This window comes from Burkholderia sp. AU18528, assembly GCF_002223215.2.
GTDB classification, from domain to species: Bacteria; Pseudomonadota; Gammaproteobacteria; order Burkholderiales; family Burkholderiaceae; genus Burkholderia; species Burkholderia semiarida.
Genome location: NZ_NKFC02000004.1, coordinates 1542452 through 1568240, shown reverse-complemented (window position 1 = coordinate 1568240; position 25789 = coordinate 1542452). Strand labels below are relative to the sequence as shown.

The window sequence follows — 25789 nt, the reverse complement described above, 5'->3', positions numbered from 1 at the left end:
GACTGGGGGATCAGCCGAGCGAGCGGGGTGTCGTATCGCCGGCGTTCTGGCGGCCGAGGCCGCCGCGCAGGCTCGCTTTCGTGCCCGCACCAAACTCGGGCAGGATGCGCGCACGCGCGCGGCTGGCGAACACGAGGAAGCCGAAGCCGTTCGCTTCGTACCAGTAACCACCGTTCTCGAGGCCGTCGAGCGGTTGCTCGAGCGCGTTGGCGATCGATTCGATGCAGCGCTTGCGCAGCTCGGCGATGGCCGGATAGGGCGGCTGCGCGCCGCGCACGCTGCACAGGAGCACGTCGAGGCCGGGCAGCACGTGCGCATAGAGGACGGGCTCGTCCTGCGCGCGGGCGCGGGCAATCTTGGTGTCGAGCTGGGCAAACGGCTTCGAGTGGCGCAAGACCGCGAGGAACGACTCCTGGCCATCCTGCGGCGCACGCCGACGTTTTTTCGGGAAGGACATAAACACTCGCCTCAAAAACAATTGCAAGAAATGCGGCACTTTCATGCGACCCACTCCCGGCTATGTACGCCGCATGTCGATCCTTTATAGCACACGAAAATGCTGCATTCGTGCAGTACGACGATCAATGTCTCCCGTCGACCTGCTCGCCATGATCGACACAGCCAGCGTCTTGGCGCCCGTACTGTCGTTTAGTCTCCATCATAGACCTGCTTTTCCCGCGCGTGCATTCGCCCGTCACAAAAAAGTGAGATGGGCCGCATGCGGCGGTGCATCGCATGCGCAATAAAAAGGCCCGCACGGGGCGGGCCTGGCACGCGAAGCGCGGCGCGATCAGCGCTGCTTGAGCGAATCGCGGATCTCGCGCAGCAGCACGATGTCTTCCGGCGTCGCGGCCGGCGCGGCTTCTTCCGGCTTGCGCAGCTTGTTGATGAATTTCACCATCAGGAAAATGATGAACGCGAGGATCACGAAATTGATCGCCACGGTGATGAACGAGCCGTAGCCGAATGCGGCGACGCCCGCGGCCTGCAGGTCCTTGAACGAATCGGGATTACCCTTGAACGACGGGGGGATGGTGCCGAGCAGAATGAACTTGTTCGAGAAATCCAGGCCGCCGGTCAGCACGCCGATGACCGGCATGATGAGATCCTTCACGACCGAGTCGACGATCTTCGAGAACGCGCCGCCGATGATCACGCCGACGGCGAGATCCATCACGTTGCCCTTGACGGCGAACTCCTTGAATTCCTTGATGATGCTCATGAGCGGCTTTCTCCTGTTTGGGGCGGGGGAGGCGTGCCGCGACGCGCAGGATTGCCTTGCGTCGAATGAGGGTCGGTGGCACGCCGATGGCCGCATGATAGCGAACGTGCCCCATTGCCGGTAGTCCATCTTGAAATGATTGACAAATCCGCGCGTCGGCAGCGGGCGGCCATGCGGCAGCGCGCGGCGTGCGCGGCCGGGCGTCGAGACGGACGTCGACGCCTGGCCGTCGGTGCTTCAGGTGTTGTCGTCGGTCCAACCGTCGTCGTTGCTGCCGAGGTCCATGCCCCCACCGCCACCATTGCCGTCGCTCCAGCTCGAATCGTCGCCGCGGCCGAGGTCGAAGCCCGGGTCGGCCTCCTGCCGGTGGCGTTCGCCGTCGACGATCACGTCGCGTTCGACCACGCGCTCGCGGCCGCCCGACATCGCTTCGCCGAGCAGCACGCCGGTCAGGAGCCCGCCCATCCCGCCGCCGAAACCGCCGCCTTGCTGAATCACGACGGGCGGCTGCTGTTGCGGATAGGGCTGTTGCGGCGGGTAGGGCTGCTGCTGATACGGCTGGCCCTGGGCGCCCGTCATGCGGTCGGCTTCCTGCGCGTACACGGAGCCGCTGCCGTTCGCCGGCGCCGCGGGCGGCGCCGCCGGGTCGGGACGGCCTTCGACGCGCGCCTTCACGCTGGCGTGGCGCTGTTCGAGTTCATCGACGCGATACGGCGGCACCGGATTCTTGCCGCTCGAGAGCGTCTCGACGAGCGTGCGCGCGTCGTTCTCGATCGCTTCGAGCTCGCCGGTCAGCGCCGCGGCGCCGGGCGCCGTCGACAGCTTCGCATCGAGCTTCAGCGGCCGGATGTCGTTCAGCACGTCGGTCGCGCGCTTGAGCTGCGTGCGGCGTTCGTCGTCGGCGCGGCCGTCGTCGGCCGTGCGCGCGCGTCGCAGCGTCCAGCGCAGCACCAGCGCGATCACGGCGACGATCAGCCCGAGGCCGATCCACATGCCGGTCGACGGGCCGTGTTTTTCGGCCGGCGCGACGGCGGGAGCGAGCCCCGGCTGCAGGGTGCCCGCCTGCGTGGCCGACGGCGTGTTGCCGCTCACGCGCGCGGCATCGGCGCGAATGCGCGACTCCGTCTGCGCGAAGCGCGACGCGTCGGTGAACTTCAGTTGCGGATCGAGCGATTTCGCGCGCTGCAGTTGCGCGAGCGCGTCGGACGCGCGGCCTTCGCGGTCCAGCACCTGCGCATACAGGTAGCGCGCGTGCGCGTTGTTCGGATGGGCGTCGATGACTTGCGACAACTGCGTGTCGGCTTGCTGCCAGTTGCGCTGCGCGATCGATTGCTCGACCTGCTGCAGCGACGGGACCGCAAACGCGGCGGACGACAGCAACATCAGCGAGAGGCCGAGTGCGGCGAGAGATTTCTTCATGGTCGAACCGGGCGCGACGCGCCCGTCTCCTGACGATCGGTTCGCGCCGCGCGCCCGGGCCGGGGCGCGACGCGGGGGCTCGCGGCGGCGGTTACTGCGCGGGCGTATCGAGCTGCTTCTTCAGCGCGGCGAGACGATCTTCGACCGACGGGCCCTTGTTCAACGCGGCGAGCTTGTCCTCGAGCGCCTTGCCGCTCGACGTGTCGGCCGAATTGAGGCGCGCGTCCGAGCGGGCGTTCTGCAGCGCGACCTTGTCCTCGAGCTTCTGGAAATCCTCGGACAGGTTCTTGCCGCCGATGCCGCCCAGCGCGCTGGCGGCCACGTCCTTCGCCTGCGCGATTTCCTGCTTGGCCTGCAGGATGTTCGAGCGCGCGTTGAGGTCGTTGCGGCGCTGGCGCATGTCGGCGATCTGCCCCTTCAGCTTGTCGACCGACGGCTCGAGCGTCGCCAGTTCGGCCGCGAGCGCATCGCGCTCGGCTTCCGCGTTGGACTGTGCGGCGAGCGCCTCGCGGGCGAGCGCTTCGTCGCCGGCCTGCAGCGCACGCTTCGCGCCGTCCTCGTACTTCTTCACCTTGTCGTCGGCCGCATCGCGCTTGCTGCGCTGGGTGGCGACCTGTGCCTCGATCTCGATCAGCGAATTCTCGGCACGGCCGATGCTGTCGTCGAGCTCCCGCACGATCTGCCGTGCGTCGCGCGACGGATCCTGTACCGAATCGGCCGCATCGTTCAGCAGGCCTTTGATCGTGCGCGAAATAGAGTCGAAAAGCGACATGAAATCCTCCGTGGTTGAAAGGCGCCGCGTGACCGCGGCAATGCCCGCTGCGAGCTGGTCCCGCTACGGTTCCGCTACGGTCCCGCTTCGGTTCCGGCCCGCGTGAGCCGGCGGATATTACACCACCGGTTCACTTAAATACGGCTTAAACGCGCGAGTTCAAGCGGCTCGTGCATCAGGATGCCCAACCTTTCGCGGCTGAAAGAAACGCGTGCGCACGCGCCGTGTCGCGTGTCCATCATAGGCCGAGGATGCCGACAATACGTGCCGGAAATCACGCCATTGCGGGAATTTTTACAAAAAATCGCGAAGGCCCCCGGTCGATTTCATTAAAATGCGCTGTCACGTCGCGGGAACGGATCGCCGCGCGGCGGGGTCTGTCGACGTGACAGCCGCATCTCGATGCACCCACTCTGATTCATCCGCTTGCATTTCCGCATGCGTCCGAGGGCGCCACGACCGCCCGCCATTCCGACATGCCAATTATCAAACGACCGCCTTCTTCTTCCGACAGGAACGAACCCCACTACACGCTGCGCCGTTCGCCGTCCGGAGCCTATTACCCCGATGACGACGATCGCGACGACGGCCGCCGTGCGCAGCAGCGCGGTGGCGGAGGGCGCCGCCGCACGTTCGGCTCGCGCGTCGCGCTGTGGTTCGTCGGCCTCATCGCGACGCTCGCGGTCGTCGGCGCGCTGATCGTCGGTTACGCGCTCGTCGTGATGGCGCCGCAACTGCCGTCGCTCGATGCGCTGACGAATTACCAGCCGAAGGTGCCGCTGCGCGTGTTCACCGCCGACCACGTGCTGATCGGCGAGTTCGGCGAGGAGCGCCGCAGCCTCGTGCGCTTCCAGGACATTCCCGACGTGATGAAGAAGGCCGTGCTCGCGATCGAGGACTACCGCTTCTACGAGCACGGCGGCGTCGATTTCCTCGGCATCCTGCGCGCGGGCGTGGCCGACCTGATGCACGGCGGCGCGCGCCAGGGCGCGAGTACGATCACGATGCAGGTCGCGCGCAACTTCTTCCTGTCGAGCGAGAAGACCTACACGCGCAAGATCTACGAAATGCTGCTCGCGTACAAGATCGAGAAGGCCCTGACGAAGGACCAGATCCTCGAGCTGTACATGAACCAGATCTATCTCGGCCAGCGTTCGTACGGCTTCGCGGCCGCCGCGCGCGTGTACTTCGGCAAGGACCTGAAGGACATCACGCTCGCGGAAGCGGCGATGCTCGCGGGGCTGCCGAAGGCGCCGTCCGCGTACAACCCGGTCGTCAATCCGAAGCGCGCGAAGGTGCGTCAGGAATACATCCTGAAGCGCATGCTCGACATCGGCTACATCACGCAGCCGCAGTACGACGCAGCGATCAAGGAAGAGATTCACGTGCGCACGCCGGGCAATCAATACGCGGTGCACGGCGAGTACGTGGCCGAGATGGTGCGGCAGATGATGTACGAGCAATACAAGGACGAAACCTACACGCGCGGGCTGACCGTCACGACGACGATCAATTCGGCCGACCAGGAAGCCGCATACCAGGCCGTGCGTCGCGGGATTCTCGACTACGAGCGCCGCCACGGCTATCGCGGCCCTGAAGCGTCGATCAACCTGCCCGCGGCCGGCGACGAGCGCGACGAGGCGATCGACGACGCGCTCGCCGATCACCCGGACAACGGCGACCTGCAATCGGCGGTCGTGCTGTCGGCATCGCCGAACGCGGTCGAGGTGCAGTTCGTCGGCGGGGCGACCACGACGATCGGCCCGGCCGGGCTGCGTTTCGTGTCGGCCGCGCTGGGCCCGCGCGCGAACAACGCGCTGCGCATCAAGCCGGGCTCGGTCGTGCGCGTGCTGAAAGACGGCAAGACGGGCTGGCAGGTCGTGCAGCTGCCGCAGGTCGAAGGCGCGCTCGTCGCGATCGCGCCGCAGGACGGCGCGATCCGCTCGCTCGTCGGCGGCTTCGACTTCAACAAGAGCAAGTTCAACCACGTGACGCAGGCGTGGCGGCAGCCGGGCTCGTCGTTCAAGCCGTTCATCTACTCGGCGTCGCTCGACAAGGGGCTCGGGCCGGCGACGATGATCAACGACGCGCCGCTGTATTTCCCGCCGAGCGTGCCGGGCGGCACCGCGTGGGAGCCGAAGGACGACGACCAGCCGGACGGCCCGATGACGATGCGCACCGGCCTGCAGCGTTCGAAGAACCTCGTGTCGATCCGGATCCTCGCGTCGATCGGCACGCAGTACGCGCAGCAGTACGTGACGCAGCGCTTCGGCTTCGATCCGGCGAAGACGCCGCCGTACCTGCCGATGGCGCTCGGCGCGGGGCTCGTCACGCCGCTGCAGCTCGCCACCGGCTACGCGGTGTTCGCGAACGGCGGCTACAAGGTCGACCCGTACCTGATCGCCGAAGTCGACGACGCGCGCGGCCAGCCGATGCAGAAGTCGCAGCCGGTGGTCGCGGGCAGCACGGCGCCGCGCACGATCGAAGGCCGCAACGCGTACGTGATGAACAGCCTGCTGCATTCGGTCGCGACGGCCGGCACGGGCGCGGGCACCAACGCGCTGGGCCGCAACGACCTGCAGGGCAAGACGGGTACGACGAACGATGCGAAGGATGGCTGGTTCGCCGGCTACCAGCAGTCGCTCGTCGCGGTGGCTTGGATGGGCTTCGACCAGCCGAAGAGCCTGGGCAGCCGCGAATTCGGCGCGCAGCTCGCGCTGCCGATCTGGGTGAACTACATGCGCACCGCGCTGAACGGCGTGCCCGAGCAGCAGATGCCGATGCCGGACGGCCTGACCACGATCGACGGCGAGCTGTACTACGCCGATCGCACGCCGGGCAACGGCTTCGTCGCGAACGTCGACATCAACCCGGCCGAGAACGCGATCAGCGCGAACGACGCACTCGGTTCCGCCGGCGCGGCAGGGCTGGCGCCGCCGCCCGTCACGCCGCAGGAGAAGCAGCAGATCATGGACATGTTCGAGAGCAAGTAAGCGATACGCCGTTCTCCGCGCATGCGACGGGCGCCTTCGGGCGCCCGTTTTTTTTGCGTGCGGCCGGGCAACAAAGACGGTGAATCAGAACGACGCGCAGGCCGGCACGACGGTCATGCCGACCGATTGCTGATGAAATCGCCGGGCGTACGCTTGCCGGATCGCGGCGAGCCGTGCGCGCGTGTCCGGCGTATCGTCGGCGATGATACGGATCACGAAACTGTCTTCGCGCGTGATCGCGCCGCTCGCGCGGTCGCGCCACTGGCCGTGCGTGTCCCAGTACGTGAGGCCGTCGGGGAAGCGTGGCGTGACCGTGTCGGCGAGGAATGCCGCGCGTTCGGCATCGGTGACGGGGCCGCCCCCGGCGATGTCGCGCCCGAACAGCAGGTCGGCCTGCAGCATGCGGCTTTCGCCCGGCCGCGCGCAGGACGCAGATTGCGCGGTGGAGGTGGACGAGGGTGGCGCCGCGCAACCGGCGAGCAGGGCGAGCACCGCCGCGCATGCGGCCAGCCGCCGCATCTGCCCATTTCGTGACGATCGACCTTCGCGCGCGCAAAACGCCGCCCGCTCAACCACTTGCGCGCTTGTCCGGCGGGTTATCAACAGGGCTGTCAACATAATCTGGGGATAACCCCGGGTCGGTCCGCGCACGCACGACGCGTGGTCAGTGCTGCAGTTGCGCGTGCGCGAGGTGCATGCCGAGCGTGGCGGGATCGGTGTTCGTGCCCGACAGCAGCACGCCGACGCGCTTGCCCTGCAGCGTTTCGCGCAGCGGGCCGAGGAGCGCCGCGAGCGCGGCCGCGCAGGCCGGCTCCACCGACAGTTTCAGGTGCGAGAACAGGAACAGCATCGCGGTGCGCAGTGCATCGTCGGAGACGGTGACGATGCGATCGAGATGGCGCCGGCACAGCTGATAGCTGTATTCCTCGGTATGCGGCGCCATCAGCGAATCGGCGATCGACTGCATCGCGCTCATCTTGATCGTGTGATTGGCCGCGAAGCTGCGGCTCATCGCGTCGGCGCCTTCCGGCTCGACGCCGTACACATGCACGCGCGGATTCGCAAGCCGCAGCGCGGTCGCCATGCCGGCCGCGAGCCCGCCGCCGCCGATCGGCACGATCACCGCGTCGAGGTCCGGCGTCTGCGTCGCCCATTCGTAGCCGAGCGTCGCGGTGCCGAGAATCGTGTGATAGCCGTTGAACGGATGAATGAAGAAGCGGCCTTCCTCGGCCTCGATGCGCCGCACGAGGTCGAATGCCTGCGACGCGCTGCCCGCGAGCACGACTTCCGCGCGGTACCGCTTGCACTGCGCGATGCGCGTCGGGCTCGCGGTATGGAACATCACGACTTTCGCGCTGCTGCCGAGCCGCATCGCCGCGTACGCGACGGCCGCCGCGTGATTGCCGGCCGACACGCAGGTGACGCCCGCGTTCTTGCGGGCTTCGTCGAGCGCGAGCACGTGCGTGAACGCGCCGCGCGCCTTGAAGCTGCCGCTCGCCTGCAGCAGCTCGAACTTGAAGTTGACGTGCGTGCCTTCGAGGGAGGGCAGGTCGGCGCGCTCGAATACGGGCGTGCGCGCGACCCACGGCGACAACGCGAAATGCTGCGCGGCGATTTCGTCGAGCGTCGGAATCGGCTCGCCGTCGATCGTCGTATGGGCCGTGCCCTGTTGTTCAGTCGACATGACGTGGCGGGTGGCGGAGTGGGCCGGCCCGCGCACGCGGGCCGGCGTGGCGGGAGGCAGTCAGTGCGCGTCGACCGACATGCTGCGGATGAACTTGCGCAGGAATTGCTCGCAGCCGGCGAGCTGCGCGAGTTCGACATATTCGTTCGGCTTGTGCGCCTGCTCGATGTTGCCGGGTCCGCACACGACGCTCGGGATGCCCGCGCGGGCGAACAGCCCGGCCTCGGTGCCGTACGCGACCTTGCGCTTGTCCTGGTCGGCCGTCAGCGCGCGCACGAGCTGCGTGATCGCCGCCTGCTCGGTCGCGTCGAGGCCGGGCGCCGCGGCGATCTTCGAGAACTCGATCGCGGCGCCCGGATGCTCGCGCAGCATCTGCGGCAGCAGCGTTTCCTGCGCGTAGGCTTCGATGCGCGCGAAGATCTGTTCGGGATCGAGCGTCGGCAGGTTGCGGAATTCGAAGTCGAAGCGGCACTCGGCCGGCACGGTGTTGATCGCGTTGCCGCCCTGGATCGTGCTCGTCTGCGCGGTCGTGAACGGCACGTCGTACAGTTCGTCGAACGGGCCTTCGGCGCGAAAGCGCTCGGCGATGTCGCGGATGTGGCAGATGAGGCGCGCCGCATACTCGATCGCGTTGAGCCCCTTCGGCGTCAGCGACGAATGCGCGGCGTGGCCGCGCACGCAGCAGCGGTACGCGTTGATGCCCTTGTGCGCGATGATCGGCCGCATGCTGGTCGGCTCGCCGACGATGCAGCCGGACGGCTGCACGCCGCGCTTCACGAGATCGGCGATCATCAGCGGCGCGCCCGCGCAGCCGATTTCCTCGTCGTAGGACAGCGCGAAATGGATCGGCTGCGCGAGCTTCGTCGCCTGCATCTCGGGCAGCAGCGCAAGCGCCGCGCCGATGAAGCCCTTCATGTCGCAGGTGCCGCGGCCGTACAGGCGGCCGTCGCGGATTTCCGGCGCGAACGGGTTGCTGTCCCATTGCTGGCCGTCGACCGGCACGACGTCGGTATGGCCCGACAGCACGATGCCGCCGTTCGTCGAACCGTCGTGCGCGGGCACGGTGGCAAACAGGTTCGCCCAGCCGTCGCGCGGATCGTGCGTGATCGTCGACGCGATGCCCTTCGCGGCGAGCGCGTCGCGCACCGTCTCGATCAGGCCGAGGTTCGGCACGCGGCTCGTCGTGTCCATCGACACGAGTTGCTTGACCCAGGGCAGGCTGACGAGCGATGCATCGCCTTCGGTGGCGGCGGACGGCGCCGTCGCGTCGAGAGTGGACATGGCAAAACTCCGTCTGATGAATGAGAAATCATACTCAAAAACGCGCCCGGCCGCCTTCGCCGGGCGCGATGCGGTGCAGCAACGTCGCGCCCGTCAGGATCGCATCGGCGCCGCGTCGGCGCTGGATCAACGGGCCGCGACGGCCGCCCCCTGTTTCGGGGCAAGCGCGCGCAGCGTTTCCTTGATCGTCGACACGCGGATCGCGAGGTCGGGCGAGCGCGTCTCGATGCGCAGCTTGTCCTGGCCCGCGAGATTGATGTGGCGATGCTTCTGCACCATCTCGATGATCCGCATCGGATCGATCGGCGGGTTCGGCTCGAACTGCAGCCCGATCGCGGCCTCGCTCGCGTCGATCTTCACGATGCCGAGAGGCTTCGCGGCGATCCGCAGCCGGTGCGTCTCGACGAGCGCGTGCGCCTGCGGCGGCAGCTTGCCGAAGCGGTCGATCAGCTCCTCCTGGATGCCGTCGATCGCGTCTCCGTGCTCGCAGTTCGCGAGCCGCTTGTACAGCGACAGCCGCTCCTGCACGTCCGCGCAGTAGTCGGCCGGCAGGATCGCGGGCGCATGCAGGTTGATTTCGGTCGTCGCGGCGAGCGGGGCGGTGAGGTCGGGCTCCTTGCCGTTCTTCAGCGCCTTCACCGCGTCGTTCAGCATGTCCGTATAGAGCTGGAAGCCGATCTCGTGGATTTCGCCCGATTGCTTGTCGCCGAGCACCTCGCCGGTGCCGCGGATCTCGAGGTCGTGCATCGCGAGATAGAAGCCCGAGCCCAGTTCCTCCATCTGCTGGATCGCTTCCAGTCGGCGCTGCGCCTGCTTGGTCAGCGACTGCGGATCGTGCACCAGCAGGTACGCATACGCCTGGTGGTGCGAGCGGCCGACGCGGCCGCGCAACTGGTGAAGCTGCGCGAGGCCGAACTTGTCCGCGCGGTGCATGATGATCGTGTTCGCGCTCGGCACGTCGATGCCGGTCTCGATAATGGTCGTGCACAGCAGCACGTTCGCACGCTGCGCGACGAAATCGCGCATCACGCGTTCGAGCTCGCGCTCGTGCATCTGGCCGTGCGCGATCACGATGCGCGCCTCGGGCACGAGCGCCTCGAGCATCGCCTTGCGGTTCTCGATCGTCTCGACCTCGTTGTGCAGGAAGTACACCTGGCCGCCGCGCTTCAGCTCGCGCAGCATCGCCTCGCGGATCACGCTTTCTTCCTCGCGGCGCACGAAGGTCTTGATCGCGAGCCGCTTCTGCGGCGCGGTCGCGATCACCGAGAAATCGCGCAGCCCTTCGAGCGCCATGCCGAGCGTACGCGGGATCGGCGTCGCGGTGAGCGTCAGCACGTCGACTTCCGCGCGCAGCGCCTTCAGCGCTTCCTTCTGGCGCACGCCGAAGCGGTGCTCCTCGTCGATGATCACGAGGCCGAGGCGCTTGAACTGCACGTCCGACGACAGCAGCTTGTGCGTGCCGATCACGATGTCGACGCTGCCTTCGTTGATCTGCGCGATCGCCGCGTTCACTTCCTTCGCGGTCTTGAAGCGCGATAGCTCGACGATGCGCACCGGCCAGTCCGCGAAGCGGTCGGCGAAGGTCTGCGTGTGCTGCTCGGCGAGCAGCGTCGTCGGCGACAGCAGCGCGACCTGCTTGCCGCCCATCACCGCGATGAACGCGGCGCGCAGCGCGACCTCGGTCTTGCCGAAGCCGACGTCGCCGCACACGAGGCGGTCCATCGGCTTGCCGCTCGTCATGTCGCCGATCACGGCCGCGATCGCCGCGGCCTGGTCGGGCGTTTCCTCGAAGCCGAAGCTTTCCGCGAATTTCACGTAGTCGCGCGGGTCGAGCGCGAACGCGTGGCCCTCGCGGGCCGCGCGGCGCGCGTACAGATTCAGCAGCTCGGCGGCCGTGTCGCGGATCTGCTGCGCGGCCTTGCGCTTCGCGCGCTCCCACTGGCCGGAGCCGAGCGCGTGCAGCGGTGCGCTGTCGGGATCGGCGCCGCTGTAGCGCGAGATCACGTGCAGTTGCGCGACGGGCACGTAGAGCTTGCTGTCGCCCGAGTATTCGAGGTGCAGGAATTCGGTCTCGCCTTCGCCGAGATCCATCGACACGAGGCCCATGTAGCGGCCGATGCCGTGCTGCGCGTGGACGACCGGGTCGCCGACCTTCAGCTCGGACAGGTCGCGCACCATCGCGTCGACGTTGCTCGCCTGTTCCTGCCGGCGGCGGCCCGCGCGGCGGCCGAGCGCGCCGTAGAGCTCCGTTTCGGTGACGATCGCGTAGCCTTCGCCCGGCACCGCGAAACCGTTCGCGAGCGGCGCGACGCCGAGCGCGAAGCGCGCGTCGCTCGCGAGCCAGCTCGCGAAATCGTCGTTCGAGGATGGCCGCAGGTGATGTTCCGCGAGCAGTTGCAGGATCGTTTCCCGACGGCCGGCCGATTCGACGGTGAGCAGCACGCGCTTGCCCGACGATTCGACGAACGTGCGCAGCGACGCGAGCGGATCCTCCGCATGGCGGTCGACGGTGAGCTCGGGCAGCGCGGTCGCCCAGCCGCCGGCGGGCTGCGCGGGCAACACGACGCGCGCGAACGGCTTCGCGAACGCGAAGAAATCCTCGTCGGACAGGAACAGCCGCTGCGGCTCGAGGATCGGCCGCTCGCGATCGTGCGCGAGGAACGCGTGACGCTGCTTCGTATCGGCCGTGAAGCGGCGGATCGACGCTTCGAGATCGCCGGTGAACACGAGGTGCGCGTCCTGCGGCAGGTAGTGGAACAGCGTGGCCGTCTCGTCGAAGAACAGCGGCAGGTAATACTCGATGCCGGCCGACGGCACGCCGTTTCCGATGTCCTTGTAGATCGGCGCGCGGCTCGGGTCGCCCTCGAAGGTTTCGCGCCAGCGGCTGCGAAACGCCGTGCGCGCGGCCTCGTCGAACGGGAACTCGCGGCCGGGCAGCAGGCGCACGTCGCGCACCGGGTACAGGCTGCGCTGCGTGTCGGGATCGAACGCGCGGATCGAGTCGACCTGGTCGTCGAACAGATCGATCCGGTACGGCAGCGGCGAGCCCATCGGGTACAGGTCGATCAGCGAGCCGCGCACGCAGTATTCGCCGGGCCGCACGACCTGGCTCACGTGCTCGTAGCCGGCCAGCGTGAGCTGCGATTTCAGCTTCGCCTCGTCGAGCCGCTCGCCCTGCGCGAACGCGAACGTGTACGCGGCCATGAACGACGCGGGCGGCATCCGGTACAGCGCGGTGGTCGCGGGCACCAGCAGGATGTCGCAGCGGCCCTCGCCGAGGTCGTGCAGCGTCGCCAGCCGCTCGGACACGAGGTCCTGGTGCGGCGAGAACGTGTCGTACGGCAGCGTTTCCCAGTCGGGCAGCAGGCGCACGCGCGCGTCGGGCGAGAAGTAGCGGATTTCCTGCGACAGCCGCTGCGCGTCGACCGCGTTCGCGCAGATCACCGCGAGGAGCGGCACGTCCTGGCGGTTGTCGGCGAGATAACGGGCGATGGCGAGCGCGTCGGCGGAGCCGTGCGCGCCGTCGAAGGCGAAACGCTGGCCGGGCTTGACGCGGGCAACGGGTGAAGCGGACGGGGTGGAAGCGTTATCTGGCATAGGGACGACAGGGGTGGCGTGCACGGGCGCATCGCGGTGCGCCGGTCGAGACGAAAGACCTATTATAAAATCCGCTTCTCGATTTCACCTTTCCGGCGTTTCCCTTCGTGACTCCCCGACTTTTCGCCCTGATTCCCTGTGCCGGCACGGGCAGCCGTTCCGGTTCGGCCGTGCCGAAGCAATACCGCACGCTGGCCGGCCGCGCGCTGCTGCACTACACGCTCGCCGCGTTCGACGCGTGCAGCGAGTTCGCGCAGACGCTCGTCGTGCTCGCGCCCGACGATACCCATTTCGACGCGCGCCGCTTCGCGGGCCTGCGCTTCGCGGTGCGCCGCTGCGGCGGCGGCTCGCGGCAGGCGTCGGTGCTCAACGGGCTGCTGGAGCTGGCGGAATTCGGCGCGACCGACCACGACTGGGTGCTCGTGCACGACGCCGCGCGCCCGGGCATCACGCCGGCGCTGATCCGCACGCTCGTCGCGACGCTGAAGGACGACCCGGTCGGCGGGATCGTCGCGCTGCCGGTGGCCGATACGCTCAAGCGCGTGCCGGCCGGCGGCGACGCGATCGCCCGCACGGAGCCGCGCGACGCGCTGTGGCAGGCGCAGACGCCGCAGATGTTCCGTATCGGCATGCTGCGCGAAGCGATCCTGCGCGCGCAGCGCGAAGGGCACGACCTGACCGACGAAGCGAGCGCGATCGAATGGGCCGGCCATACGCCGCGCGTCGTGCAGGGCAGCCTGCGCAACTTCAAGGTCACGTACCCGGAAGATTTCGCGCTCGCGGAGGCGATCCTCGCGCGCCCCGAAAACGCTTCCTGACTTTCACTTCTCTCAATCGGAACACGCATGGATTTCAGAATCGGACAAGGCTACGACGTGCACCAGCTCGTCGAAGGGCGCCCCCTCATCATCGGCGGCGTGACGATTCCGTACGAGCGCGGCCTGCTCGGCCACTCGGACGCGGACGTGCTGCTGCACGCGATCACCGACGCGCTGTTCGGCGCGGCGGCGCTCGGCGACATCGGCCGCCATTTCTCCGACACCGACGCGGCGTTCAAGGGCGCCGACAGCCGCGTGCTGCTGCGCGCGTGCGCCGAGCGCGTGAAGGCGGCCGGCTTCGCGATCCAGAACGTCGACAGCACCGTGATCGCGCAGGCGCCGAAGCTCGCGCCGCATATCGACGGGATGCGCGCGAACATCGCCGAGGATCTCGGGCTGCCGCTCGAGCGCGTGAACGTGAAGGCGAAGACCAACGAGAGGCTCGGCTATCTCGGCCGCGGCGAGGGGATCGAGGCGCAGGCCGCCGCGCTGCTGGTGAAGCAGGGCGGCTGACGTCCGGCCGTGGCGGCGTGCGGTTCGCGTCGCACGCCGCGCCGCCGAAATGAAAAATGCCACGCGCATGCGTGGCATTTTCGTTGGAGGCGGGCGCCGCGTATGGCGAGCGCCGCGCAACCGCTCATTCGCTCATTCGCTCATTCGCCTTCGGCGGCGATCACCTGCGCGGCGGCGTTGATCACCGACGCGATGCGGCCGACGTCGCGCAGTTGCGTGACGGTCATCCCTTGCTCGTTCTTCAGCAGCGCATAGTGCGACTTCACGCAGAAGTGGCACTTGCCGACGATCGACGCGGCAAGCGCGTACATCTCGAACTTGCGCTTGTCGACGCCGCCGTGCGTCGCATACGCGCCCATCCGCAATTCGGCGCGCTGCGTCTTCAGGTCGGCGTCGTCGGCCATCTCGACATACGGATACCACGTGTTGTTCATCCCCATCAGCGCGGCCGCCGTCAGCACGGCGTTCGTCTCTTCGGGCGACAGCACGCCGGCTTCGCGGATCGTCTTCACGAGCACCGTGCTCTTCGCCGCGATGGCCGCCGCCAGCGCCACGCCGACCGCGTCGGTGCCTTCGAGCGACGAGCGCGAGATCGTGCCGTCGAGGTTCAGGCGAATGTCCTTCGCGTAGTCGGGGATACGTGCCTTAATCGAGTCGATGAATTCCATTGATATCTCCTATGGGTTGGCCGTTAAAAAAGCCCGCAGGCAGGACGTGCGCCGCGGGCTTCGTGCATCGATGCGCTTACAGCGTTGCGCCGCCGACTGCACGGTTGCACGGGCAGAGTTCGTCCGTTTGCAGGCCGTCCAGAATACGCAGGACTTCTTCCGGGCTGCGGCCGACGTTCAGGTTGTTCACCGAAACGTGCTGGATCGTGTTGTCCGGATCGACGATGAACGTCGCGCGCAGGGCCACGCCGGCTTCCTTGTCGCGCACGCCGAGCTGGTCGATCAGTTCGCCCTTGACGTCGCCGAACGAGTAGTGGTTCAGCTTGTCGAGATCCTTGTGCTCACGGCGCCATGCGAGCTTGACGAATTCGTTGTCCGAGCTGCCGCCGAGCAGGACGGCGTCGCGCTCTTCGAACTGCTTCGTGAGCTTCGCGAATTCGACGATTTCCGTCGGGCACACGAACGTGAAATCCTTCGGATAGAAGTAGATGATCTTCCACTTGCCCGGGAACGACGCTTCGGTGATCGTCTCGAACGCCGACTGGCCGTTTTCCTCATGATTGTTGAAGCCCGGCTTCGCGGCTACGACGGTGAATGCTTCGAGTTTATCGCCCACGGTTTTCATGCGGATACTCCTGTGTGAGTTGGGAAGAAGACTGAGTCAAGCTACCTCGGTGCTGCAACGATGATGTGACAGCATGCCGAAGACTATAACACTATTAATAAGACACTTCAATAGATTTTGACTAACGACCCTCATAGCTTTTATCAACCGGGCCGATAGTGTGACGCGCAAGATGCGTGCGCGAGCGTGTCACGCGGTCGCACGCGCCTTGCCGGCGCCCGGGAACTCGAGCGTGACTTCCAGGCCCGCTTCGGGGTGGCGGTTGCGCAGGCGCAGCGCGCCGCGATAACGGCTGACGAGCCGCAGCACGATCGCCATCCCGAGGCCCGTGCCGTCCGCCTTGGTGCGCGCGGTGTCGACGCGGTAGAACGGCCGCATCACGAGCGGCAGTTGATCCTCCGGGATGCCGGGGCCTTCGTCGCTCACCGCCAGTTCGACACGCGCATGCGACACGCGCGTCTCGAGCGTGATGCGCGAGATGCCGTCCTGCTTGCTCTGGCCGTACTTGCGCGCGTTCTCGACGAGGTTGCCGATCACGCGACGCATGTCGGTCTCGTCGGCTTCGATGATCGCGCTCGGCGCGAGCCGCGTGCGGATCTCGACGCCGTCCTCGCCCGACACGCGCGCGGCGACTTCGTGCGCGATCGACGACAGGTCGACCGGTTCGGGCTTGCGCTGCGACGGGCGTGCGTAGTCGATGAAGGCCGCGATGATGCGGTCCATCTGCTCGATGTCGTCGACCATCGCATCCTTCGTCGCCTGGTCGGACGGGCTCATCTCGGTTTCGAGCCGCAGCCGCGCGAGCGGCGTGCGCAGGTCGTGCGAGATGCCCGCGAGCATCAGCGCGCGATCGGCCTCGAGCTGTTCGAGGTCGCGCACCATCTGGTTGAAGCTGCGGTTGGTTTCGGCCGCGACGCCCATCCCGCGCTCGGGCAGCGGCTCGGGCGCCTGGCCCGAACCGACCTGGCGCGCGGCGAGCGCGAGCCGCGAGAACGGCCGGTTCACGAGGCTCGTGATGAACGCGGAGCCGAACAGCGACAGCGCGAGCGCGAACAGCCCCCAGCCGGCCCACTGCAGGCCCGTGACGTTGTCGAGCTGGTCGCGGTCGAGCGCGACCCAGTAATCGTCGTCGTCGATCTTGAAGCTGATCCATACGCCGGGAATGTCGTTGACCGACTGCGCGATCACGGTATCGTCGCCGAGGCGGCTGCGGATGTCGTGCTCGATCAGGCGGTTCAGCGATTCGTCGGGCTGCAGCTTGAACTTGTCGGTTTTCTCGCGCGGGTACACGCGCACGCCCTCGTTGCTCTCGAGATCCTGCAGCAGCGCGCGCCGCAAGTCGGGATCGGAATAGAGCAGGGCGGTGCGCGTGAGCTTCACGACCGCGACGAGCTGGAGCGCGACGCGCTGCGCACGCGGCTCGCGCTCGATCACGCGAAAACTCTGGAACCACGCGGCGAGACTGACCGAGATCAGCAGCGCGATCAGCAGGAAGGTGCGCCAGAACAGCCCGCCGAACGCGAGCTGCAGAAGGCGCCGGTCGATACGCATGGGACGGGCCGTGGGCGGGGCGAAACCGGGAAGAAAAAACTCAGGCGGCGCCGTCCGGGATGAACACGTAGCCGAGGCCCCAGACGGTCTGGATGAAGCGCGGGCTGCCCGGATCCGGTTCGATCAGCTTGCGCAGGCGCGAGATCTGCACGTCGAGGCTGCGGTCGAACACTTCGTATTCGCGGCCGCGCGCGAGCTCCATCAGCTTTTCGCGCGACAGCGGCTGGCGCGGATGACGCGCGAAGACTTTCAGCACCGAGAATTCGCCGGTGGTCAGCGGAATTTCCTGGCCGGACTTCGTCAGCGTGCGCGTGGCGAGGTTCAGCGAGAATTCGCCGAACTCGAACACCTCGGTGGTTTCCGACGGCGCGCCCGGCAGTTCGGCCGGCGCCTGGCGGCGCAGCACCGCATGAATGCGCGCGACCAGCTCGCGCGGGTTGAACGGCTTCGGCAGGTAATCGTCGGCGCCCATCTCGAGGCCGACGATGCGATCGACGTCTTCGCCCTTCGCGGTGAGCATGATGATCGGCGTGCGGTCGTTGCTGCCGCGCAGGCGGCGGCAGATCGACAGGCCGTCTTCGCCGGGCAGCATCAGGTCGAGCACGAGCAGGTCGAAACGCTCGCGTACCCAGAGCTTGTTCATCGCGGTCGCGTTTTCCGCGACGTAGACGTTGAAACCCTGCTCGCCGAGGTAGCGGCGCAGCAGATCGCGCAGGCGAGGGTCGTCGTCGACGACGAGAATCTTGGAGGGGTTTTTCGTTTCCATGATCGGCATCTTATCGCGAATGGGAATTGACGCACGGCCGCGTATTTTCGTGCGTTACAGTCGGTTACAAAATTTACCCGTAGTGTCGCGCCGAGTAAAGGCAGGCTATATAGATTCCTTTACTCGAAGCCGAAATTCGGTAGATACTCCCCTGCACTCCATCTTTCATCTTTGCACACCCGAATTCCGCAGGGTTTTTCAAGTACCAGAGGTAGCCGGTTGCCGCGTGACGAAGGGAACAAATCGACCAAAGAAGCGAGGACGGTCATGCGATCTGCCCGGATTGCACTGATGCTGACGATCGCGCTTGCCGGTCCGTATGCGTCGAACTTCGCGTATGCGCAGCGCCCCGAGCAGGGCGCACCGTCGCGCAAGCTGCCGCGCGGCAAAGCGTCGCAACCCGATCGCGCCGCCGACATGACGGCCCGTTCCGCCGTGCCTCCCGATCTCGAACAGCGCCGCCGCGACGGGCACATGACGCCCGAAGAGCGGCACCTGTTGCGCCAACACATCGAAGACGCCGTTCGCGAGCTGTACAAGCGCTGATGCGTGCCGTCGTTTTTCCTGCGCGGAAATGCCCGCGCGGAAAGAATTCGTAGCACTTTTTCCGTCAACTTTCGGCCGCCGAATGCCGTTGTACGGGCATCCGCACCGCCGGTGCGTTCCGGGAGTCCATGACGATGAAAGCGAACGCTGCCGCACCGGCGCCGTCGCCTGCCATGCAGTCGCCGCTCGATGCCGACGACGCGCTGTTTTTCCTCAGCCGCACCGGTTTCTCTCCCGCACCCGCCGAGGTCGCGCGCATCGTCGGCATGACGCGTGCGCAGGTCGTGGCCGACACGCTCGGCAATGCGCGACGCGAGCCCGTCACGACGTGGCCCGACTGGCTCGCCGAGCCGCCGCCGACGCGCGCGCAGCGCCAGGCGCTCACGCCCGACATGCGGCGCGACGAGCAGCGCGAGCGCAATCGCCGCTACGATGCGTTGCGGGCGGCCTGGATCAACGAGATGGTCGCGACGCCGTCGCCGCTCACCGAGCGCATGACGCTGTTCTGGCACGGGCACTTCACGTCCGGGCAGGACAAGGTGCCTTACCCGCAGACGATGGCCGCGCAGAACGCGCTGTTTCGCCGCGAGGCGCTCGGCAACTTCGGCACGCTGCTGCATGCGGTCGCGAAGGATCCGGCGATGCTGCAGTATCTCGACGGCGCGAGCAATCGCAAGGGGCGGCCGAACGAGAATTTCGCGCGCGAGGTGATGGAGCTGTTCACGCTCGGCGAAGGGCGCTACACGCAACACGACGTGACCGAAGCCGCGCGCGCGATGACGGGCTGGACGGTCGATCCCGACACGCTGCGCTTCGCGGTGCGGCCCGACTGGCACGATGCCGGTGACAAGACGATCCTCGGCGAAACCGGGCCGTTCGACGGCGACGGCTTTCTCGACATCCTGCTGAAGCGGCCGGACACCGCGCGCTTCATCGCCGGCAAGCTGTGGCGCGAGTTCGTGTCCGATACGCCGGAGCCGGGTGCGCTCGATGCGGTGGCCGACCGGTTTCGCGCGAGCGGCTACGACGTTCGCGCGGCGCTCGCGGCGCTGTGGTCGATCGACGCGTTCTGGGATCCGCGCAACCGCGGCGTGCTCGTCAAGTCGCCGGTGGAATTCGTCGTCGGCTCGGTGCGGCTGTTCGACGTCGCGTACGGCGATCCGCTGATGCTCGCGAACACCGTGCGCACGCTCGGGCAGAACCTGTTCTATCCGCCGAACGTGAAGGGCTGGCCGGGCGGCGCGCTGTGGATCAACAGCACCACGCTGCTGTCGCGCAAGCAGTTCGTCGAGCAACTGTTCCGCGCGACCGAGACGGCCGGCATGCGGCCGCCGGCCCGTGCGGTCCCGACGCCGCCGAACGCGCGGGCACAGGCGATGCCGGTGGCCGACGCGGCGTCGGCCGGCATGCGCGGCACGCCACCGAAGCCGGCGCGCGGCGGCCTGCGGTTCGATCTCGAGCGCTGGCTGGCCCAGTATCGTGCGCGGCCGCAGGCGATCGCGGGATTGTCGACCGAGCTGCAGTTGCAGCATGCGGTGCTGCAACTCTCGCCGGTCGCCGCGATCGACACGGATTCGACCGGCAGCGCGTATCTCGAGGCGCTGCTGATGGATCCGGCCTATCAACTGAAATGATGCGAACGATGACGAAGTGGGCAGCCGCCGCGGCCAAGGCGCCGGGCGGAAAACCGAAGGATGTGCGATGAACCGACGTGATTTTCTGACGCTGACCGGTGCCGCGGCCGCCGCCGGCGTGTCGATGTGGCAGGCGCCCGCGACGGCGGCTGGCGCGACGCAGGCAGGGCGAAAGCCGGCGACCGGGTATGCGAACGTGCTGATTCTCGTCGAGCTCAAGGGCGGCAACGACGGCCTCAACACGGTCGTGCCGTACGCGGATCCGCTGTACTACCAGTGCCGGCGCAGCATCGGCATCAAGCGCGACCAGGTGCTGCAGCTCGACGCGCAGACGGGGCTGCATCCGTCGCTCGCGCCGCTGATGCCGCTGTGGCGCGACGGTCAGGTCGCGGTCGTGCAGGGCGTCGGCTATCCGCAGCCGAACCTGTCGCATTTCCGCTCGATCGAGATCTGGGACACCGCGTCGCGCTCGGATCAGTACCTGCACGAAGGCTGGCTCACGCGCACGTTCGCGCAGGCGCCCGTGCCGCCCGGTTTCGCGGCGGACGGCGTCGTGCTCGGTAGCGCCGAGATGGGGCCGTTGTCGAACGGCGCGCGCGCGATCGCACTCGTCAATCCCGCGCAGTTCATCCGTGCGGCCCGGCTCGCCGAGCCGTCGTCGCTGCGCGAGCAGAACCCGGCGCTCGCGCACATCATCGACGTCGAGAACGACATCGTGAAAGCGGCCGACCGGCTGCGCCCGCGCGGCGGGATGCGTGAATTCAGGACGACCTTTCCGGCCGGCGCATTCGGCACGTCGGTGAAGACCGCGATGCAGGTGCTGGCCGCGTGCGAAGCGTCGGGGCCCGGCGTGCAGGACGGTGTCGCGGTGCTGCGCCTGACGCTCAACGGCTTCGACACGCACCAGAACCAGCCGGCGCAGCACGCCGCGCTGCTCAAGCAGTTCGCGGAAGGGATGAGCGCGATGCGTGCCGCGTTGATCGAACTCGGGCGCTGGAACGAGACGCTCGTGATGACGTATGCGGAGTTCGGGCGGCGCGTGCGCGAGAACCAGAGCAACGGCACCGATCACGGCACGGCCGCGCCGCACTTCGTGATGGGCGGCCGCGTGGCCGGCGGGCTGTACGGCGCGCCGCCGGCGCTCGGGCGGCTCGACGGCAACGGCAATCTGCCGGTCGCGGTCGATTTCCGCCAGCTTTACGCGACCGTGCTTGGGTCCTGGTGGGGGCTCGATGCGACGCGCGTGCTGCAGCAGCGCTTCGACACGCTGCCGCTGCTGAAGGCGTGATGCGCGCTGCTCAGCGGCGGCGCGCGGCGCGCCACGCGATCCACAGCTTGCGGATCGGCGTCAGCGCGATGCGCTGGTGCAGCACCTGGTAGCCGTCGCGCGCGATTTCGTCGAGCAGCGCGCCGGCCAGCGCGATCTGCGCACGCAGCGTGCGTTGCGCGCGGCGTTCGGCGGCGGGGATCGCCGCATCGGCCGCCGCGAGCGCGTCGCGCGCACGGGTCGTCTGGAATTGCAGCAATTCGGTGAAGGCGGGGCTGTAGCGGCGGTTCAGCAGATCGGCCGCGGTCACGTTGTAGCGCTGCAGTTCATCGATCGGCAGATAGATACGGCCGTGGCGCGCGTCGTTGCCGAGTTCCTGCACGAATTGCGCGAGCATCAGCGCGCGGCCGACGTCCGCGGCCCACGGTTGCGGTGCGGCCGGATTCGCCGAACTGGCGCGCGCGACCAGCGACGCGAAGGTGCCGCCGACCTGCGCGATATAGCGCTGCAGGTTCGCGAAGTCGAGGTAGCGCGCCTGTTCGAGATCCATCCCGTAACCGTTGACGAGCGTGCGCAACGCGTCGGCTTCGGCGGCGATCGCCGGGTGATGCTGCGCGAGCGCCTTCGTGACGGGGTGCGACGGCTGCCCGTCGGCCAGTGCCGCGAGTTCCTTGTGCCACCACGCGAGCTTCGTGTGGCCGACCGTCGGATCGCTGGTTTCCTTGACGGTTTCCTCGAGTTCGCGGCGCAGCGCGAACAGCGCGGTCAGGCGCGGCTGCGTGGCGAGCGGCGCCTGGCGCAGCGCGTAGTAGGCGCTGGAGCCTGCGGGGGCGGCCTTTTGCTGACAGTAGTCGTCGAAGTTCACGGGCTGAATCGGGTGGGGCGGGTTCGGGGGACGCGCGGCGGCGCGTTGCCGAAACGTCGAGCGCGGCATTCTAGCACCGCGGCACGACGGGCGCCGGCAGGGCGAGACAAGACCGCAGGGATCGGGTAGAATCTCGCGCTCGCCTGATCGGCGTGCCGGTTTTCGGGCCGGCGTGAAGTCCCGGGCGCGTGGAGCACGCATCTTGCGTGCCGCGCGGTCAGGCGACGGAATGCGCGTGAGTGGCGAAATTGGTAGACGCACCAGGTTTAGGTCCTGACGCCCGCAAGGGTGTGCCGGTTCGAGTCCGGCCTCACGCACCAGAAGTCGAACGTGTCCCGTCACGGGCCGTTCGCGAAAAAGCGCTGCCGGTCGGCTGACCGCAGCGCTTTTTTGTTGATGACCCTCAGCGGCGATGATGCCGTTTGCGCAGGCACGGTAAATCGGCGATGTGTAATATGACGCAACCATTCATGCACGCGGGCTGTTCAACCGGGGACCGTCGATGACCAACACCGTACGCACGATCGGCGTTCTGGCGCTGATGCTGGCGATACCGGCTGTCGCGGCCACGCCTGCCGACAACGTGGCGTGGAGCACGGGACCCGGGCCGACCGCCCGGAAGCCGCTGGACTGCCCCACGTCCATTTCCACTTCCACTTCTGCGGGGTGGCGGATCGCGGGCGGCGAGCGTCCTTCCGCGGAGTCCGTGCTGAAATCGGTCGGTACGGTGCTGGCCGTGTCCGCGCTCAGTGTTGTATCGAAGGGCAGGCTGCAACAATCCGGAACCGCATGCCGGCCTGCAAATGGCTCGTAGATGAGCGCTGCGTCGTTCGACAAGCAAGCGCCGCGCGTCGCCCGAGCGCGCCGCTTCGTCGTTTCCGCCACGCCTATTCCCAGAAGCTGCGGATCGCGACGGCCACGATCACCGGCACCGAGAACACCAGCGGAATCGCGAAATACTGTGCTTCGCGATCGACGACCCAGCTATAGATCACCCATGCCGCACCGATCGCGAACGTGATCAGGCCGACCGTCACGGCGGCGATGTTCAAGGCCAGCTTCGACGGCTGGCGGCGCGTTTTGGTGTTGTCGTCGTGATCGCGCGGGGACGATTTCATCGGAAGAGTGCGGCCTCGTGCCGGAACAAGGGTAAAGGCACAGGAAACCCCATCCGCGCGGATCGCGCAAGGGCCGGCGCGGACCGGCCCCGCCACGTCCGTTCCCGCCCGTTACAACCCGAACGACGCGGCCAGTTCGTCGAGCAGTTCGCGCTGAAACGCGACGAACCGCTCGCCTGGCTGCTGCGCGATCGCGAGGTCGAGCATCGGATCGGCGACCTCGGTGCGAATGCCGGCCAGTTCCTCGACGATCGCGAGCCCGCAGAACGGCACGTACGCCTCCGAATAGCCGCCTTCGTGAACGATCACGAGCCGCCCGCCGCAATGGCGCTGCGCGGCGTCCTTCACCGCGCGGGTCATGAACCGGTAGCTGTCGGTATGCAGCTGCATGCGCGCGAGCGGATCGACCGCGCTCGCGTCGAGGCCGCTCGCGACGACGATCAGCTCGGGGCGAAAACGGGCGAGCGCCGGCAGCACGATCCGCTCGAATGCATACCGGTAGGCATCGTCGCCGCTGCCCGCGAGCAGCGGCACGTTCAGGTTCGCGCCGATGCCCGCGCCTTCGCCGCGATCGTCCGCGCCGCTGTAGCCGGGCGGAAAGCAGCGATCCTGGTGCAGCGAGATCGTCAACGTATCCGGATCGTCGTAGTAGATCGACTGCGTGCCGTTGCCGTGATGCACGTCCCAGTCGATCACCGCGACGCGCTCGATGCCGTGCTTCGCGCGCGCGGCCTCGATCGCGATCGGGATGTTCGCGAGCAGGCAGAAGCCCATCGGGCGGTCGCGCAGGCAGTGATGGCCGGGCGGACGCGACAGCGAGAACGCATTCGCCGCGCGCTCGCCGACGACCGCGTCGACCGCCGCGATCGCGAGGCCGGCCGACAGCGCGGCGATCTCGTAGCTGCCCTTGCCGAATGGCGCGAGATCGCCGAGGTCGCCGCCGCTCGCGTCGCTCAGCGCGCGGAACGCGTCGAGATAGTGCGCCGGGTGAATGCGCAGCAGGTCGGCTGTCGTCGCGGGTGCCGCGCCGCGCAGGTCGAGCCGGGCGGCCAGCCCCGACGCCTGCACGAGCGACAGGAGGCGGCGCTTCGAATCGGGCGATTCCGCGTAGCCCGCGCTCGACGGCGGCTGGACCCAGCCGCCGACCGGGAGGAACAGCGCGTGCGTGCCGCCGGTGTGCCAGAAAGTGCGTTCGTCGGTGAAGAAGGCAGTGCGATTCATGGGTGCTTGACCTGTCACGGTTGGGAGGAAACGGAGGGGCGCGCGCGGCGATCGATGTGGCGCAGCGCGGCGAACGACGCGATCGCGACGGCCGTCGCGGCCACGAACAGCGCGCGCATCGTGCCGCCGGCGTCGAGCATCAGGCCGGCCAGCAGCGGGCCCGCGGCGAGCCCCGCGCCGATCACGAAGTTGAGCGTCGCGACGAGCCGCCCAGACGTGTCGATCTGCGCGACCGTCGCGAGAATGAACGGCAGCACGAAGGTCCATGCGAACTTGAACGCGAAGATCGCCGCGCTGTAGCTGCCGCCGTGGCGCATCGCGGCGAGCGCGACGAGCGATGCCGCGAGCAGCGCGTAGCCGGCCGCGAGCATCGCGCGCCGCGCGAGCCGGCCGCCCGCGCACGATGCGAGCGCCGCGCCGGCGATGCCCATCACGCTCGCGATCGCGAGCACGTTGCCGGTCGACTGCGGATCGAGCCCGGCCTCGGCCGCCGCGCGGCTCGCGAACGTCCATACGCTGCCGATCGCGAGATAGAACGTCAGCACCGCGCCGATGGCGAGCACCACGAAGCTTCGGGGCGTCTGGGGCGCGTCGCCGTGCGCGGTGCGCGCGGATGCCGTTCGCATGCCGAGCGACGACGGAAACCCGCGCGACAGCGGCGCCGCGAGCAGCGCGAGCACGGCGAGCGCGACGTACAGCGCGCGCAGCCCGAACGCGGCGAACACGTGCGGCAGCACGAACAGGCCGATCGCGCCCGCGATCAACTGGCCGACGACCCACAGGCCGTACACGCGGTCGCTGTTTCCGCTCGTCGCGGCGCTCGTCATGCAGAGCACCATCAGCGAGCCGCCGCCGAGCGCGGTGACGGCGCGCAGCGCGAGCAGCGCGGCAAAACCGGGCATCCACAGCGCGGTCAGCAGGTTGCCCGTGCCGAACAGCGCGATGGCGAACGCGGCGACGCGGCGCGCGTCGATCCGGCCGAGCCACAGGTACGACGGCGCGGTCGCGAGGCTGAACGCGCCGAGTTCGACGAAGAAGTAGGTGCCGATCTGCGATGCGGTCAAGCCGAGCTGCGTCGCGAGCTGGCCGGCGACGGCGGGCGCGACGAGCAGCAACAGCGGCGTGATGGCCGCGAACACGACGAGCGCGACGAGGGTCGAGCGTGCGAACGTCGACGCGCGGCCGTCGGGCGAGCGGGCGGCATCCGGGGACAGGATTTTCATGGCGGG

At 67.9% G+C, this 25789-nt stretch carries 23 protein-coding genes and 1 tRNA gene; 7 read left to right on the top strand and 17 right to left on the bottom strand.

Features of this window, described 5'->3' with window-relative positions:
* Positions 1-10: 10 nt before the first annotated feature.
* The 4 genes from CFB52_RS10020 to CFB52_RS10005 all read right to left on the bottom strand — a co-directional run bounded on the left by CFB52_RS10020 (position 11) and on the right by CFB52_RS10005 (position 3413).
* Positions 11-457, bottom strand: coding sequence for a hypothetical protein (locus tag CFB52_RS10020; RefSeq protein WP_006488003.1), 447 nt, complete (start codon positions 455-457; stop codon positions 11-13).
* A 333-nt stretch (positions 458-790) separates the two neighbouring features.
* On the bottom strand, positions 791-1222 hold the full coding sequence (gene mscL, locus CFB52_RS10015) for a large conductance mechanosensitive channel protein MscL (protein ID WP_059585158.1): 432 nt from the start codon (positions 1220-1222) through the stop codon (positions 791-793).
* 237 nt (positions 1223-1459) lie between these two features.
* Complete coding sequence (locus CFB52_RS10010) at positions 1460-2641, bottom strand: tetratricopeptide repeat protein (protein ID WP_099316508.1); 1182 nt, start codon at positions 2639-2641, stop codon at positions 1460-1462.
* 91 nt (positions 2642-2732) lie between these two features.
* Positions 2733-3413 (bottom strand): PspA/IM30 family protein, encoded by a 681-nt coding sequence (locus tag CFB52_RS10005; RefSeq protein ID WP_059585160.1) that lies wholly within the window; start codon positions 3411-3413, stop codon positions 2733-2735.
* Between the two features lie 476 nt (positions 3414-3889).
* On the opposite strand from CFB52_RS10005, the gene CFB52_RS10000 reads away from it, so the two are divergent.
* Entirely contained in the window at positions 3890-6406 is a 2517-nt protein-coding gene (locus tag CFB52_RS10000; protein ID WP_099316507.1) for a penicillin-binding protein 1A, read from the top strand.
* 84 nt (positions 6407-6490) lie between these two features.
* Here CFB52_RS10000 and CFB52_RS09995 read toward each other — a convergent pair whose 3' ends face one another.
* The 4 genes from CFB52_RS09995 to mfd all read right to left on the bottom strand — a co-directional run bounded on the left by CFB52_RS09995 (position 6491) and on the right by mfd (position 12968).
* Positions 6491-6925 (bottom strand): DUF3574 domain-containing protein, encoded by a 435-nt coding sequence (locus CFB52_RS09995; protein ID WP_099316506.1) that lies wholly within the window; start codon positions 6923-6925, stop codon positions 6491-6493.
* 145 nt (positions 6926-7070) lie between these two features.
* A complete protein-coding gene (locus CFB52_RS09990; RefSeq protein WP_099316505.1) occupies positions 7071-8090 on the bottom strand; it encodes a threonine/serine dehydratase in 1020 nt (339 codons plus the stop codon).
* A gap of 60 nt (positions 8091-8150) precedes the next feature.
* Positions 8151-9371, bottom strand: coding sequence for an acetylornithine deacetylase (argE, locus tag CFB52_RS09985; protein WP_060316642.1), 1221 nt, complete (start codon positions 9369-9371; stop codon positions 8151-8153).
* A gap of 126 nt (positions 9372-9497) precedes the next feature.
* Positions 9498-12968 carry a transcription-repair coupling factor gene (mfd, locus tag CFB52_RS09980; protein ID WP_099316504.1) on the bottom strand — a complete coding sequence of 1157 codons (3471 nt, stop codon included), beginning with the start codon at positions 12966-12968 and terminating at the stop codon, positions 9498-9500.
* A 107-nt stretch (positions 12969-13075) separates the two neighbouring features.
* Between mfd and ispD the strand changes: the two genes are divergently transcribed.
* Both ispD and ispF read left to right on the top strand, forming a co-directional pair.
* Positions 13076-13786: a 2-C-methyl-D-erythritol 4-phosphate cytidylyltransferase gene (gene ispD, locus CFB52_RS09975; RefSeq protein ID WP_059585166.1), complete on the top strand. Its 711-nt coding sequence runs from the start codon at positions 13076-13078 to the stop codon at positions 13784-13786.
* A 27-nt stretch (positions 13787-13813) separates the two neighbouring features.
* Positions 13814-14299: a 2-C-methyl-D-erythritol 2,4-cyclodiphosphate synthase gene (gene ispF, locus CFB52_RS09970; protein ID WP_099316503.1), complete on the top strand. Its 486-nt coding sequence runs from the start codon at positions 13814-13816 to the stop codon at positions 14297-14299.
* 140 nt (positions 14300-14439) lie between these two features.
* Here the strand turns inward: ispF and CFB52_RS09965 are convergent, their stop codons facing one another.
* From CFB52_RS09965 to ompR, 4 genes are all read right to left on the bottom strand, one after another.
* The gene (locus CFB52_RS09965; RefSeq protein ID WP_006478562.1) at positions 14440-14967 is read right to left on the bottom strand and encodes a carboxymuconolactone decarboxylase family protein; all 528 of its coding nucleotides are present in this window, start codon (positions 14965-14967) and stop codon (positions 14440-14442) included.
* A 76-nt stretch (positions 14968-15043) separates the two neighbouring features.
* Positions 15044-15592 (bottom strand): peroxiredoxin, encoded by a 549-nt coding sequence (locus CFB52_RS09960; protein ID WP_034207560.1) that lies wholly within the window; start codon positions 15590-15592, stop codon positions 15044-15046.
* Between the two features lie 189 nt (positions 15593-15781).
* Positions 15782-17143: an ATP-binding protein gene (locus CFB52_RS09955; RefSeq protein WP_059585168.1), complete on the bottom strand. Its 1362-nt coding sequence runs from the start codon at positions 17141-17143 to the stop codon at positions 15782-15784.
* 40 nt (positions 17144-17183) lie between these two features.
* On the bottom strand, positions 17184-17918 hold the full coding sequence (ompR, locus tag CFB52_RS09950; protein ID WP_006478565.1) for a two-component system response regulator OmpR: 735 nt from the start codon (positions 17916-17918) through the stop codon (positions 17184-17186).
* Positions 17919-18176: 258 nt separating this feature from the next.
* On the opposite strand from ompR, the gene CFB52_RS09940 reads away from it, so the two are divergent.
* From CFB52_RS09940 to CFB52_RS09930, 3 genes are all read left to right on the top strand, one after another.
* Positions 18177-18455: a hypothetical protein gene (locus CFB52_RS09940; protein ID WP_059585169.1), complete on the top strand. Its 279-nt coding sequence runs from the start codon at positions 18177-18179 to the stop codon at positions 18453-18455.
* A 134-nt stretch (positions 18456-18589) separates the two neighbouring features.
* Entirely contained in the window at positions 18590-20089 is a 1500-nt protein-coding gene (locus CFB52_RS09935) for a DUF1800 family protein (RefSeq protein WP_099316646.1), read from the top strand.
* Between the two features lie 67 nt (positions 20090-20156).
* Positions 20157-21377, top strand: coding sequence for a DUF1501 domain-containing protein (locus CFB52_RS09930; RefSeq protein WP_089464894.1), 1221 nt, complete (start codon positions 20157-20159; stop codon positions 21375-21377).
* 10 nt (positions 21378-21387) lie between these two features.
* Here the strand turns inward: CFB52_RS09930 and hpnD are convergent, their stop codons facing one another.
* On the bottom strand, positions 21388-22221 hold the full coding sequence (gene hpnD / locus CFB52_RS09925; protein WP_099316502.1) for a presqualene diphosphate synthase HpnD: 834 nt from the start codon (positions 22219-22221) through the stop codon (positions 21388-21390).
* Positions 22222-22454: 233 nt separating this feature from the next.
* On the opposite strand from hpnD, the gene CFB52_RS09920 reads away from it, so the two are divergent.
* Positions 22455-22541: transfer RNA gene (locus CFB52_RS09920), tRNA-Leu, on the top strand.
* A 148-nt stretch (positions 22542-22689) separates the two neighbouring features.
* On the opposite strand, the gene CFB52_RS34595 is transcribed toward CFB52_RS09920, so the two are convergent.
* From CFB52_RS34595 to CFB52_RS09900, 4 genes are all read right to left on the bottom strand, one after another.
* Complete coding sequence (locus CFB52_RS34595; RefSeq protein WP_180278200.1) at positions 22690-23058, bottom strand: hypothetical protein; 369 nt, start codon at positions 23056-23058, stop codon at positions 22690-22692.
* A gap of 50 nt (positions 23059-23108) precedes the next feature.
* Entirely contained in the window at positions 23109-23339 is a 231-nt protein-coding gene (locus CFB52_RS09910; protein ID WP_059585171.1) for a hypothetical protein, read from the bottom strand.
* 111 nt (positions 23340-23450) lie between these two features.
* Positions 23451-24560 (bottom strand): class II histone deacetylase, encoded by a 1110-nt coding sequence (locus CFB52_RS09905; RefSeq protein WP_099316500.1) that lies wholly within the window; start codon positions 24558-24560, stop codon positions 23451-23453.
* A 14-nt stretch (positions 24561-24574) separates the two neighbouring features.
* Positions 24575-25783 (bottom strand): MFS transporter, encoded by a 1209-nt coding sequence (locus CFB52_RS09900; protein WP_099316499.1) that lies wholly within the window; start codon positions 25781-25783, stop codon positions 24575-24577.
* Between the last annotated feature and the right edge of the window lie 6 nt (positions 25784-25789).

Coding starts and splice junctions, on each gene's coding strand:
- CFB52_RS10020 (WP_006488003.1), bottom strand. CDS start 457: ATGTCCTTCCCGAAAAAACGTCGGCGTGCGCCGCAGGATGGCCAGGAG.
- mscL (WP_059585158.1), bottom strand. CDS start 1,222: ATGAGCATCATCAAGGAATTCAAGGAGTTCGCCGTCAAGGGCAACGTG.
- CFB52_RS10010 (WP_099316508.1), bottom strand. CDS start 2,641: ATGAAGAAATCTCTCGCCGCACTCGGCCTCTCGCTGATGTTGCTGTCG.
- CFB52_RS10005 (WP_059585160.1), bottom strand. CDS start 3,413: ATGTCGCTTTTCGACTCTATTTCGCGCACGATCAAAGGCCTGCTGAAC.
- CFB52_RS10000 (WP_099316507.1), top strand. CDS start 3,890: ATGCCAATTATCAAACGACCGCCTTCTTCTTCCGACAGGAACGAACCC.
- CFB52_RS09995 (WP_099316506.1), bottom strand. CDS start 6,925: ATGCGGCGGCTGGCCGCATGCGCGGCGGTGCTCGCCCTGCTCGCCGGT.
- CFB52_RS09990 (WP_099316505.1), bottom strand. CDS start 8,090: ATGTCGACTGAACAACAGGGCACGGCCCATACGACGATCGACGGCGAG.
- argE (WP_060316642.1), bottom strand. CDS start 9,371: ATGTCCACTCTCGACGCGACGGCGCCGTCCGCCGCCACCGAAGGCGAT.
- mfd (WP_099316504.1), bottom strand. CDS start 12,968: ATGCCAGATAACGCTTCCACCCCGTCCGCTTCACCCGTTGCCCGCGTC.
- ispF (WP_099316503.1), top strand. CDS start 13,814: ATGGATTTCAGAATCGGACAAGGCTACGACGTGCACCAGCTCGTCGAA.
- CFB52_RS09965 (WP_006478562.1), bottom strand. CDS start 14,967: ATGGAATTCATCGACTCGATTAAGGCACGTATCCCCGACTACGCGAAG.
- CFB52_RS09960 (WP_034207560.1), bottom strand. CDS start 15,592: ATGAAAACCGTGGGCGATAAACTCGAAGCATTCACCGTCGTAGCCGCG.
- CFB52_RS09955 (WP_059585168.1), bottom strand. CDS start 17,143: ATGCGTATCGACCGGCGCCTTCTGCAGCTCGCGTTCGGCGGGCTGTTC.
- ompR (WP_006478565.1), bottom strand. CDS start 17,918: ATGCCGATCATGGAAACGAAAAACCCCTCCAAGATTCTCGTCGTCGAC.
- CFB52_RS09940 (WP_059585169.1), top strand. CDS start 18,177: ATGCGATCTGCCCGGATTGCACTGATGCTGACGATCGCGCTTGCCGGT.
- CFB52_RS09935 (WP_099316646.1), top strand. CDS start 18,590: ATGAAAGCGAACGCTGCCGCACCGGCGCCGTCGCCTGCCATGCAGTCG.
- CFB52_RS09930 (WP_089464894.1), top strand. CDS start 20,157: ATGAACCGACGTGATTTTCTGACGCTGACCGGTGCCGCGGCCGCCGCC.
- CFB52_RS09910 (WP_059585171.1), bottom strand. CDS start 23,339: ATGAAATCGTCCCCGCGCGATCACGACGACAACACCAAAACGCGCCGC.
- CFB52_RS09905 (WP_099316500.1), bottom strand. CDS start 24,560: ATGAATCGCACTGCCTTCTTCACCGACGAACGCACTTTCTGGCACACC.
- CFB52_RS09900 (WP_099316499.1), bottom strand. CDS start 25,783: ATGAAAATCCTGTCCCCGGATGCCGCCCGCTCGCCCGACGGCCGCGCG.